Consider the following 11,784-nt stretch of genomic DNA (forward strand, 5'->3'; position numbering starts at 1 on the left):
TTTGCGATATATAAGATAAGAGGTCTATGGGTATAACCCTTTACCAAACATATTAAATATACGTGCCACGCCTTGAGTAAAGATCATCGGCTCAGTCAATACGGTTAAACACAAGCAGTCTTCTCCGGCCTTAGTGTAAGGGCTATGCTTCACTGATGCGTCTCTAATCATCAAATCGCCTTCTTCATATTGGCCATCCTCGTCACTAAATCCGCCATGTAGGATCAATGTAGACTCCAGGCCTTTGTGCGTATGTTGAGGAATTTGCACATCTTCCCCGATGTACATTAAGCTGACACGAGCGTCTTCCCCTAGGTCAATCTGAGCACTGAAAACCTTGCCTCCGTAACTTCTCCATGACCCTACGAGGTCAGAGAAACGCGCTAGAGTTTTAGGAAGAGCGAAACTTTTTCCTGCCACATTAACAGCAGCAGGGTCGCGGATCACGATATTATCAGTCGCTGGCTCCGCATTGATGATGTCATTAAACATGTCGTCAAATTCAGAAACATACTCAGAAGGTATGTCACTTACGATGTTCGCTTGACTTGCTTCGACTTGGTTCACATAAGCTCGGCACTTGGTGCATGTTTCTAAATGGGTTGCGACCACAAGACCAGAAACTGCATCAATGCTTCCCGAAGCGTATGCTTCTAACAAGCTGTTATCTGGGTGTTTGTTCATAGTTGCTCCGTATGCATTGAATGCCTTAGCTTTTCTACTGCAAGCCTCAGCCTGGATTTTACAGTACCGAGGGGTATATCAAATAATTCCGCGACCTGTTGATGAGGTAGCTCTTCAAGATATACCGCTTGTAAAACATCTCTCTGGTTTTTCGGTAATATATCTAAAAACTTAACCACCTGTTCTTTCAACATATCTTGCTCTGGTGAATAGTGATCAACAAGATCAGGTGGATAATACTCTGACGGCCAAATGTCATCAGAATGAATGTGTAATTCCTTACCTTTCTGTTTTCTCAGCAAATCAAAACAAAGGTTTCGGATTATGGTATATATCCAAGTCGATAACGCGCTCTTTTCACCATCATAGAGGTGCGCTTTCTGCCAAACTGTCGCCATGGTCTCTTGCACCATCTCCATAGCAACTTGCTCATTACCAACATGTTTGTAAGCGAATTGCTTCAGCTTGGGTGCGTAAAAACGGAATACAAAAGCGAACGCGTCTTTGTCTCGAGCCTTCACTTTATCCATGTAATCGTTCCAATCACTGCGCCCCAGTTTTTTCGGGCTATCACTCATCATAATCGGCCTTAATTTGTGGGAGGAGTTTCCTCCTCCCATTCTTCCTAATCGGTCACGTCATCGACCAACAAGTTGAAACCACCGTTGTTCCCATCATCAATGGCAACGACTTGGTACACAACACCGTTCATTACATTGACTGGTGCTGAGTCAACCGCAACAATACTTGGGTTACCAGCCACTGTTACCGTTACATAATATGTACCTTCAGCGACATATAATCCTTGTACACTATTTTTATACGCAAAATTAGCAATAGTTGGATCACTTCCATCTATTCCTGCACTCGTAGTGAGGTAAATATCCACCATTTCCGCTATAGGATTAGCCGCCGCGTGTGTCACATTCAATGTCGCGCTAGTCGTCACAGCGCGTCTCATATCTTCAACAACCAGAGCTTCGATATCAATCGCTGGGCTAACAACACCGACTGCATAAACACTGTAATCCATTCCACCTGCAACCATTAACCCGTCAACATCTATGATCGGATTGGTTGTTGTGCCATCCACGTAAACATCAATATCGTAATCCCCAGCAGCAAGATCCAAATAACCACGAATCTCTTTGAACGCTAAGTCGGCAAGAGGAGCGAAGGCCGCCCCGTTAACGTTAACATCGACGACTGGCGCTCCATCGACAAGGTGTCCGACTCTTACTTCAGCTTGGCTGCCCATATCTTCAATTATAGAAGAGCCCGAACCGTCCAACACCAAGAGTTTGACAGGTGACGTGCTATTCGAATCTCCTGTGCCGATAGCGGCAATCGTCAAGTTGGAGTTAGCCGCAAGAGGTACTGTGCCGGAGTCAAAAGCAACGCTGTCTCCTACGGCAAGTCGAACTTGATACTCACCAGCTGGGATGTTCAATACGTCGGTAGAAGCTTTGTAAGCAAGGTTAGTTATTGGAGTCGCGCTAGCAAGAGCAACACCTGGCTCAGTGACATAAAGATCAACAGCAGGAACGCCTGAAGCTGCATGAACAACTTGAACATCTAGACTATTGGCATCAGCCATTGAATCGGCGCTGCGAGTCACAACTAAAGGCTCAACTGGGTTTGGCGAACCATCGGCATCGCCAACAACGAACACGTTATAATTGAGGTCGGAATCAAGATCTAGTTCTGTTTTAGGTATTACGGTCGCGGTTTCATTACCTGGGAGCTGAACATCGACCTGAATCGAATTCATCCCCTCTCGCAATTTAACGTAGCCAGATCCCACACCATAATCAACATTCGTTAATGATGGTTTATCGTTGATCCACACATTTGCAAGCGGCGCATCAGAAGACGCGTGCACTGCCTGTAAATTGGAATACTCGATAGTGTCACTGTCGGAGCCACACGCCGCCAGTCCTAATGTCGCAACAATAGTTAGCGCAGCTTTATTAAATCCTTTCATATCCTTGCCTCTTTGTTAGTCGGGGCTTCTATGGCTTCTGTCAGAAATTGCAACGCAGAAATACAGTCCTCTGCGCCGACTAGCTGTTCGAACAGATTGCAGTCTAGGGGTAGTAACTCAAGCCAACGCTGAGTAACCCAAGCAGAGTCATCGTAAAAACGATGCTGGTAGAGGCTTCCAAGTTGAGGAAACTCTTCATAAACATGGGATAACTGCTGGCTTAAAAAGAAGAAATCTGGTGAGTTGTCTAGATGTTGCCAATTGTCTAACCATTCAACCTCTGCATGACGTAAGCCATCCGCATCTGCACGGACGCGTTTGACAACAAAGCGTTGCTCACCAGCAACTGTAATACCAAGAAGGCCATCACTGAGTGTTTCAAAATCAACGATCCTGACCAAAGTTCCGATAGATGAAACGTTACCCACGTCTTTAGGGTCACCTTCACTTCCTACTAGGCAAACTCCAAAGCCCACATTTTGTAGGCTGCATTCCTTTACCATTCGCTTATATCGTGGCTCAAAAATGCGCAGATTCATTTTACCTTCAGGGAGTACAACTGAAGTGAGTGGGAATAACATGACTTCTTTCATTCAAACGTCCTCTTTGATTCACGGATACATACGAATCCCTTATCACTCCGATCACTAACGATTTATGTTGGTTAATCGACTGGCTTAAAAAGTCATAAAATCGCTTACGCAAACGATCCAAATCACATATTTATTGCAATCAAATGCAACAAACAAAAAGTTCCGTAAATAAAGATAATTTCGTGACATAACTCACCAAAAACGTTCAATTTTGCACCCTTTATCACTTTCATTTGGGATTTTTATCGCTATTATTCCCGCCAATTGGAAAGCGCAGCACAGATTGCGTGTTCTGAATCATTACAAACATAGAGAGTCCCCTTATGCGTAAATCACTTTTAGCTCTTAGCCTTCTAGCGGCTACTTCAGCTCCAGTTATGGCTGCTGACTACTCAGATGGCGATATCCACAAGAACGATTACAAGTGGATGCAGTTCAACATCATGGGCGCAATAAATGAGAAAGGTCCTTACGAATCAACTCACGATTACCTAGAAATGGAATTTGGCGGTCGCTCTGGTATTTTCGACCTTTACGGCTACGTTGACGTATTCAACCTAACTTCCGACAGCAGCAGTGATAAAGCTGATAAAGATGGTAAAATCTTTATGAAGTTCGCCCCTCGTATGTCTCTAGACGCTATTACTGGTAAAGACTTATCTTTCGGTCCAGTACAAGAGCTTTACTTGTCTACTCTTTTTGAATGGGACGGTAACAATGGCGGTGTTAACACTCAGAAAGTAGGTCTTGGTTCTGACGTAATGGTTCCTTGGTTTGGTAAAATGGGTCTAAACCTTTACGGCACTTACGACTCAAACCAAAAAGATTGGAACGGTTTCCAAATCTCGACTAACTGGTTCAAACCATTCTACTTCTTCGAGAACGGTTCATTCATCTCTTACCAAGGTTACATCGATTACCAATTTGGTATGAAAGACGAGTATTCTCAAGTTAGTAATGGCGGTGCTATGTTCAACGGTATCTACTGGCACTCTGACCGCTTCGCGGTAGGTTACGGTCTGAAGCTATACCATGACGTATATGGTTTCGAAGATGGTACTGGTCTACCATGGGATTCTTCGACAAAATCTGAGTCTTCAGGCGTAGGTCACTACGTAGCTGTAACTTACAAGTTCTAATTGAACCACTAAGTTTCATCAAAAATGGCGCCTTTCGGCGCCATTTTTATTTGCTTTCCTTTTTTCCCTCATTATCCTTGCAGCAAACCTTTTTAATGAGAGCGTTTGGTGAATATCCTTATCCTCGGTCCAGGTGCGGTGGGCTCACTCTGGGCAACAAAATTTCAGCTTGCCGGGCACAATGTTTCATTGTGGGGAAGAAGTTCAGAGAGACAACAATCACTTCAGTTGGATGACACACCCGCAATCGTATTCAGTAATCAAGATATTTCCTCCGTAAATCAAGCGGATCTCATTTTGATCACGGTAAAAGCTTGGCAAGTGGAAGACGCCATTCAGCCTTTGCTCCCTCATATCAATACAGACACGATTATCATGCTGATGCACAATGGTATGGGTACTGCCTCTGGCGTGGAGAAGGTTGTGCAAAACAATCCGATAGTGCTCGCAACAACGACGCACGGCGCATACAAACCAGATAACCAACACGTACTGCATACCGGTCACGGAACAACGCAAGTGGGTGGTTATAATGACAAAGGAATGCAGTGCGCTTTTCTGCAAGATGTTATGCTTCATGCTCTTCCAGAGGTCATTTGGAATCCACACATCCAATCTGCGTTATGGACTAAGTTAGCAATTAACTGCGCGATTAACCCACTGACTGCGATTCAGCAGTGTAAGAATGGTGAGCTTGCGCAGCCCGAGTTTAAGATACAACTCGAAAGCATCACTCAAGAACTGGTTGAAGTAATGAGTAAAGAAGGTATTGCTATCGAGTTTCGCTCTCTTTTCGATACGGTAATGCAAGTGGTGAACGCCACAGCTGAGAACTATTCTTCAATGAGACAAGACGTATTCCATCAGCGTCGAACGGAAATTGATTTTATAACCGGATACTTTTTAAAGGCTGCCGAGAAACATCGCATCAATACGCCTGAGAATTTAAAACTTTACCAACGCATCAAACAAATAGAACAAAGCTGGACAGAACAATGAGTAAGAAAATCTTAGTGCCAATAGCTCCAGGCACCGAAGAAATGGAAGCCGTCACCGTTATCGACATGATGGTTCGCGCGGGTTATGACGTTACAGTAGCGAGTGCTGCTTTTGATGGCTCATTGACGATGAAAGCTTCTCGCGGAGTCACATTAACGGCAGATTGTAAGCTAGTCGATATCGCTGATGATGAGTTTGATGCCATAGCACTGTCTGGTGGTGTTGGTGGTGCAGAAATTTTCCGTGATAGTACGGTGATGATAGAAATCCTTAAGCAGCACATCTACGAGGGAAAATTGGTTGCTGCTATCTGCGCATCACCGGCGTTGGTATTGCAACACCATGATCTTTTCCCACAATCACTGATGACCTGTCACCCGAGCTTTCAGTCACATATCCCGGAAGAGAAGTGGCGCAGCAAACGCGTGACCTTTGATATCAACCACAACCTGATCACTAGTCAAGGTCCGGGTACAGCTTTAGAGTTCGCGATGGAAGTAATCATTCAACTCTCAGGTAAAAAACACGCATGGTCAGTTGCTGAACCAATGCTCCCTCTGCCTACTCTGCACTACCACAAGCTTGGTGAAGAATAATGTTTGACGTAAATGCTGTACGTGAGCAATTTCCCGCTCTAAATCAATCCGTCAACGATACGCCCTTAGTGTATCTAGATAGCGCAGCGACAACGCAAAAACCGCAATGTGTGATTGATGTCATCAGTCATTACTACAGTGCGCAAAATGCCAATGTTCACCGTGGCAGTCATAGTTTAACGGCTAATGCTACCAGCCAATTTGAAGCGGCACGAGAACGAGTGGCAAGCTTTATTGGTGCAAACAGCTCTAAGGAAATCATTTGGACACGGGGCGCAACCGAAGCACTGAACTTAATTGCTCAAACCTACGCCCGTAGCACGTTACAACCAGGTGATGAGATCTTAATTAGCGAGATGGAGCACCACGCCAACATCGTGCCCTGGCAAATCGTGGCAGAGCAAACGGGGGCTAAAGTCATTAAAGTTCCGATGACATCAGATTGTCAGTTCGACATCAGTGCATTTGAGGCGCTTCTGTCTGACCGCTGTAAAATTGTTACTTGCGGACAAATAACCAACGTAACAGGCACACGCCAACCTATCGAAAAAATCACTGAACTGGCGCACAACGTTGGCGCGGTTATTGTAGTTGATGGCGCGCAAGGCATCGTACATGAGCAACTTGATTTATCGGCATCAGATATCGATTTCTACGTTTTCTCAGGTCACAAACTTTATGCACCAGCAGGCATTGGGGTTTTATACGGCAAGCTTGAACTTTTGGAAGCCATGCCACCATGGCACGGCGGCGGTAAAATGGTTGAACGCGTTTCTTTCGAAAAAACGACGTTTTCTGCACTTCCTGGAAAATTTGAAGCGGGCACACCAAACGTTGCGGGCGCGATTGCTCTAGCGAAAGCCATTGAGTGGTACCAAGGTTTTGACCATCACGAAGTAGAGACTCATCTCCATGCGCTTCAGGATAAGGCCTACCTAGCACTAAGCGCTTTGGATGACATCCATATTCTAGGCTATCAACCGAATGCCTCTGTACTGACCTTCGTAATGGACGGCGTTCATCACCAAGATATTGCGACGCTGCTCGATCAACAAGGCATTGCGGTACGAGCAGGACACCACTGCGCTCACCCATTGATGGATGCGCTAAATGTGAAAGGCACGGTACGCGTCTCTTTTGGTATTTATAACACGACGAGCGATGTGGAAAGACTCATCGCCGCCGTTGAAAAAGCCGTCGACATGCTATAACGCCAACGGTTTGATTTGGAGTAACCAACAAGGTTACTCCATCTGCCTATCCAGAGTCGCCACGCAATTTCTGCCATTTCTTTTCGCAGCATAAAGCGCTTTATCTGCATGCGCATACAAACGTTTGGTGGTTTCATTTCTGCCTATTTCCACCACGCCTACACTCACCGTGACCGGAATTTCAATCTTTTCAAATTCGAACTGACAATTTTGAATGTGGGAACGTACTTCCTCTCCTACCTCTTTCGCCGCCGACAGAGAAGTTTCTGGCAAAATAATCGCAAACTCCTCCCCTCCGACTCTTGCGAAAATTTCATCTTTGACGAGTAAGTGAGAAACCAAATCAGCTAACGTTTCTAAGACATGGTCTCCCGCATCATGACCACGTTTATCATTAATGACTTTAAAAAAGTCCAAATCAAACAATAACAACGCGGAGTGATAGTTCGGCTCTTGAGCTTTAATGACCTCTTCTGTGAGCTTTTCGAAAAAAACACGTCGGTTGTAGATATTGGTGAGAGCATCTATTTGGCTTTGATGGCGAAGAAGGGTTTCAACTCGGTGGCGATTGGAGATGTTGCGTGTAAGAATAAGGACAACGCGACGACCCCGGTATTTTATAGCGAGTGGGCAGATCTTGCCTTCGTAGTATAGGTCGCCTCTTGGCCCACTGTTAGCATCTATTCCCTGAATGCTGTCGGCGCACATCTTGTACTCGATCGTCACAATACTGTCTTGTTTCAGTGACCGATTTATCTGTTCGATAAACCAGTCAGCTTTATCTTTCTCGAGTACGCTGTGCAGCGTCTCACCTATCAAATTACTTCCATCGTGATAGGCTTTTTTATCTGTTCCTCCAAAAACATCAATATAGATACCATCTTCACTCAGAATAAAAGTGGGGTCTGGCATTCCGGATAACACGTCTTGCGCATGTTCCAAGGTGAATTGCATATAGGGAGGTTCCTAGCATTTGTATCTAAGTAACCCAATCGCTTCCAAGTGTGTTTCCACATTGGGGAATAGGAGCGAATGGGGCATATGTCTATTATCTAATATAGACAAATTTTAAATACAATTGAGTTTATAAAAACCAAGTGGGCAATATAATGAACCAGGATCAATAGAATGGTTAATTAACGCTAAAATAGTCGACCATTTGCATACTTTTTATCCATATGCAAAAAATATCTCAACTCAGATACAAAAAACGCCAAACAGTTAGGCTATTCGGCGTTTTTTAAGAGTTGGGAAAATGACTCGTTACACGGCGATTTGCTTAATCTGCTCTACAATAGCTTTCAAGCCATTACCACGTGACGGGCTTAAATGGGAGACAAGCCCCAGCTGATCAAAATAAGCATCAATATCAAATGCTTGAATTTGATCGGCCGTTTTACCGTCATAAGCTGCCATCACCAAGGCAATCAACCCACGGACGATACGCGCATCGGAGTCCGCACAAAAATGCCAAACGCCATCTTGCTCTTTGCTCACTAACCACACCAAGCTTTCACAACCCGAAACGGTAACTTGTTCTGATTTCAGCTCTTCTGGCATTTGTGGCAGCTTTTTACCCCACTGAATAACCTGACGGTAGCGATCTTCCCAGCCTTGAAATTGCTGCATAGTCGCTACAATGTCTTCGCTGGTGATATCTGTACCAAATGGAGAAACGGGAAAATCTGTCATGATGCGCTCTTCTTCTAGTTTACTTCTTATATTTTGAAATCAACTTCTCAACGATTCGCGATACCGCGACAAAGCCAAACGTTGCAGTTACCACAGTCGCCGCACCAAAACCGCTAGCACAATCCATACGTTTTGGGCCTTCCGCTGTCGACTTCACACCACACACTGAACCGTCTGCTTGAGGGTACTTCAGCTGCTCGGTTGAAAACACGCAATCAATACCAAACTTACGAGCCGGATTCTTAGGGAAGTTATGATGACGACGCAAGGTGTCTTTGATTTTCTTCGCTAGAGGATCTTGGATCGTTTTCGTTAAATCAGCGACCATGATCTGCGTTGGGTCAACCTGACCACCAGCGCCCCCCGTAGTGATCACTTTGATCTTGTTGCTGCGGCAATACGCCAACAAAGACGCCTTCGCTTTTACGCTGTCAATCGCATCTAGCACGTAATCAAACTCTTTGCTTAAGTACTCATGTTGATTGTCTGGCGTGATGAAATCATCAATCAGATTGACTTTACACTCTGGGTTGATCAATTTGACACGCTCGGCCATAACTTCAATTTTGCTTTGGCCAACGGTGCCCGTCATCGCATGAATTTGGCGGTTAATATTCGTGACACAAACATCGTCCATATCAATCAGAGTCAACTCACCGATCCCCGTACGAGCCAGCGCTTCCACCGCCCATGAACCTACGCCACCAATACCAATCACACAAACGTGTGCAGCGCGAAGAATGTCTACTTCGCTGTTGCCATAAAGACGACGAGTGCCGCCAAAGCGTTGATTGTAGCTGTCAGATGCTGGGGTATCGAGTTCACGCATATTGAAGTCCAGATGATCGATAGAAAAACAAAGAGTGCGATTTATACGCACTCTTTGATGAAATGTCTAGATAAGAGAGTGTTCCTCTCTCTTGGACGACTATTGTAGCTTTTCTGGCGGTAAAGCCCAAGGCGCTTGAGTTGGTGAGTTTTCCAGCCCAAGTTTCCAAACTCGACCAAAATGCTTGTAGTGCCCTGCTTCCGTTCCTGCTCTCGCACCAATGCCATGATACAGATCCAAATGGTTCTGTTTTACCGCACCACCAGTGTCTAAAACGATCAGCATTCGCAGTTGATGCGCACCGCTCCACGTACCATCCGCATTCAGCAATGGTACTTCCGCCAAGATTGGTGTCCCCATTGGTAAGATAGAACGGTCACCCGCGACCGCCGCCATTGGCAACAAAGGAATACCAGCCGACCCCGTTACTGGCGCTTCCTCTTTTGGCGCAAAGAAGACGTAAGAAGGGTTTTGCTCCAACAACTCGCGCACTGTCGCATCGTCGTTGTCCATCACCCACTCTTTGATTGCTTTGAGGGACATTTTTTCACGCGGCACTTCACCACGTTCAATCAAAATGCGGCCAATACTAACGTAAGCTTTATTATTTTTCCCTGCGTACGCGAAGTACTCCAACGTATCATCATCTTCAAAATGCACATAGCCACTGCCCTGCACTTCCATCATAAACGGGTCAATACGATTAGGCGCATAACCTAGCACTAAACCTTGGCCATCTAATGCCCCGTTGTAGATCTCCGCGCGAGTCGGACAATCTGATGAGCAGTTTGGCTTGCCATAAACTGGGTACTTAAAAATGTCGTTTGGTGTATGACGCAGCTCCATCACGGGAGAAAAGTATCCGGTAAACAGTACATTACCTTTTTGATCACCACCGCCTAATTGCGCAGCTTGAATGCCAAACGCACTCAACGCGCTGGTATCTCCGCTTTGTTGCGCCCACTCACTTAATCGTTGATATAGCGGTTGGTAAATCTTCGCCATGGATGGTGACTTTATCACCACTTGCTCTGCTTGCTTGTTAAATTCAGTAAAATCGCGTGGTTTGTTAGACTCAACCACATCCACTTGATTGAGGATCTGAGGAAACTCACCATCAAGATATTGCTGAGCACGATCATTTTGTTGAGCACAGCCAAAGAGTAGGCTCAAAGAGATAATAGGAAGGAGTTTTTTTAACACGTGTCTTTTCCGTAAAAGAGAATAGCAAAAGGATGGCAAACAAATGCATACGGTGCAATTGAAAAGCAACGACAAAATGTTTCAACGCTAAGCCAATCCGTTTACTCGTTGTGAATTCATTCAGTTAATACAACATGATAGCAGCGGAAGAATTACGGAATTGTCCGGATTATGTTTGAAAGTAAGATTTACTGATTGAGAGATGAAATTGTGATCATCCATGTGACTCACAGACGCAAGAGATCTCTGCTTAACAGACAAAGATAAAAACGACTATCTTACCGCAATCCTTGCACGCCCCTCTAAACGGAATACAGGTAGATAATGTGCATTGGCATCCAGCTTCATTTCTGCATGCTGCTTACCCACAAAATTGAAGTGCCGCTCATTTGAACCCACTCGATACGAAAACGAATCCCCATCGAATTCAAAACTGGTCGCCACTGTAGAACCATTTACGGTAACACCGCGCTCACTCAACACAAATTCTTCACGAGCATAAGGCGCAACATCTTGCTCAACCCAGCGACCATAAATTGTCGATTTGGGAATGGGCGGATTAATGGTTCGAGTAATCAAATCACTATACAGCATGCACACGACAACGGTTCCAACTATCGCTATAAGCATGAGAGAACGCTCTAGCCACTTACGAAGCATTGATTTAGATGACGTTTTTGACAGATTTGAAGCAGTGATCGCAGCATTCTTATTAACAGCAGAAGACATGAGGTTCACGTATTGAGGAAAGACGCCACCATTGTAACCTTCCCTCTTAACGGGACCAAGAACCTACCTCAATATGTTTGTGCTTTATTCCAAAATTTCACCTTGCCACCGAGTGAATAAAAAGG

Annotated in this window: 13 protein-coding genes; 4 read left to right on the plus strand and 9 right to left on the minus strand. The window is 45.0% G+C overall.

Going from position 1 to position 11,784, the window contains the following annotated elements:
* Positions 1-24: 24 nt before the first annotated feature.
* The 4 genes from IJ23_RS04365 to IJ23_RS04380 are packed head-to-tail and all read right to left on the minus strand — an operon-like array spanning position 25 to position 3,261.
* Positions 25-684 carry a ChrR family anti-sigma-E factor gene (locus tag IJ23_RS04365; RefSeq protein WP_033905538.1) on the minus strand — a complete coding sequence of 220 codons (660 nt, stop codon included), beginning with the start codon at positions 682-684 and terminating at the stop codon, positions 25-27.
* Positions 681-1,265, minus strand: coding sequence for an RNA polymerase sigma factor (locus tag IJ23_RS04370; protein WP_005380255.1), 585 nt, complete (start codon positions 1,263-1,265; stop codon positions 681-683). Before IJ23_RS04370 ends, IJ23_RS04365 begins: the two co-directional genes overlap by 4 nt.
* Positions 1,266-1,309: 44 nt before the next feature.
* A complete protein-coding gene (locus IJ23_RS04375; RefSeq protein ID WP_033905539.1) occupies positions 1,310-2,668 on the minus strand; it encodes a DUF4397 domain-containing protein in 1,359 nt (452 codons plus the stop codon).
* The gene (locus IJ23_RS04380; protein ID WP_033905540.1) at positions 2,665-3,261 is read right to left on the minus strand and encodes an LON peptidase substrate-binding domain-containing protein; all 597 of its coding nucleotides are present in this window, start codon (positions 3,259-3,261) and stop codon (positions 2,665-2,667) included. Before IJ23_RS04380 ends, IJ23_RS04375 begins: the two co-directional genes overlap by 4 nt.
* 323 nt (positions 3,262-3,584) lie before the next feature.
* Here IJ23_RS04380 and IJ23_RS04385 point away from each other — a divergent pair, with 323 nt between their 5' ends.
* The 4 genes from IJ23_RS04385 (at position 3,585) to csdA (ending at position 7,206) form a co-directional block, all read left to right on the plus strand.
* Positions 3,585-4,400 (plus strand): nucleoside-specific channel-forming Tsx family protein, encoded by an 816-nt coding sequence (locus IJ23_RS04385; protein WP_033905541.1) that lies wholly within the window; start codon positions 3,585-3,587, stop codon positions 4,398-4,400.
* Between the two features lie 108 nt (positions 4,401-4,508).
* Positions 4,509-5,399: a 2-dehydropantoate 2-reductase gene (gene panE, locus IJ23_RS04390; RefSeq protein WP_033905542.1), complete on the plus strand. Its 891-nt coding sequence runs from the start codon at positions 4,509-4,511 to the stop codon at positions 5,397-5,399.
* Positions 5,396-5,995 carry a DJ-1 family glyoxalase III gene (locus IJ23_RS04395; RefSeq protein ID WP_033905543.1) on the plus strand — a complete coding sequence of 200 codons (600 nt, stop codon included), beginning with the start codon at positions 5,396-5,398 and terminating at the stop codon, positions 5,993-5,995. The genes panE and IJ23_RS04395 overlap by 4 nt, the downstream gene beginning before the upstream one ends.
* Positions 5,995-7,206, plus strand: coding sequence for a cysteine desulfurase CsdA (csdA, locus tag IJ23_RS04400; RefSeq protein WP_033905544.1), 1,212 nt, complete (start codon positions 5,995-5,997; stop codon positions 7,204-7,206). Before IJ23_RS04395 ends, csdA begins: the two co-directional genes overlap by 1 nt.
* Positions 7,207-7,239: 33 nt before the next feature.
* Here csdA and IJ23_RS04405 read toward each other — a convergent pair whose 3' ends face one another.
* From IJ23_RS04405 to IJ23_RS04425, 5 genes are all read right to left on the minus strand, one after another.
* Positions 7,240-8,160 carry a GGDEF domain-containing protein gene (locus IJ23_RS04405; RefSeq protein WP_033905545.1) on the minus strand — a complete coding sequence of 307 codons (921 nt, stop codon included), beginning with the start codon at positions 8,158-8,160 and terminating at the stop codon, positions 7,240-7,242.
* Between the two features lie 309 nt (positions 8,161-8,469).
* Positions 8,470-8,898 (minus strand): cysteine desulfurase sulfur acceptor subunit CsdE, encoded by a 429-nt coding sequence (csdE, locus tag IJ23_RS04410; RefSeq protein ID WP_005380244.1) that lies wholly within the window; start codon positions 8,896-8,898, stop codon positions 8,470-8,472.
* 19 nt (positions 8,899-8,917) lie between these two features.
* Entirely contained in the window at positions 8,918-9,727 is an 810-nt protein-coding gene (gene tcdA, locus IJ23_RS04415) for a tRNA cyclic N6-threonylcarbamoyladenosine(37) synthase TcdA (protein WP_005380241.1), read from the minus strand.
* Between the two features lie 99 nt (positions 9,728-9,826).
* Positions 9,827-10,930, minus strand: coding sequence for a murein transglycosylase A (gene mltA / locus IJ23_RS04420; RefSeq protein WP_033905546.1), 1,104 nt, complete (start codon positions 10,928-10,930; stop codon positions 9,827-9,829).
* Between the two features lie 273 nt (positions 10,931-11,203).
* Positions 11,204-11,659 carry a DUF2850 domain-containing protein gene (locus IJ23_RS04425; protein WP_005380234.1) on the minus strand — a complete coding sequence of 152 codons (456 nt, stop codon included), beginning with the start codon at positions 11,657-11,659 and terminating at the stop codon, positions 11,204-11,206.
* Positions 11,660-11,784 lie beyond the last annotated feature (125 nt).

It is taken from the genome of Vibrio sp. OY15 (assembly GCF_000742455.1).
GTDB lineage: Bacteria > Pseudomonadota > Gammaproteobacteria > Enterobacterales > Vibrionaceae > Vibrio > Vibrio alginolyticus.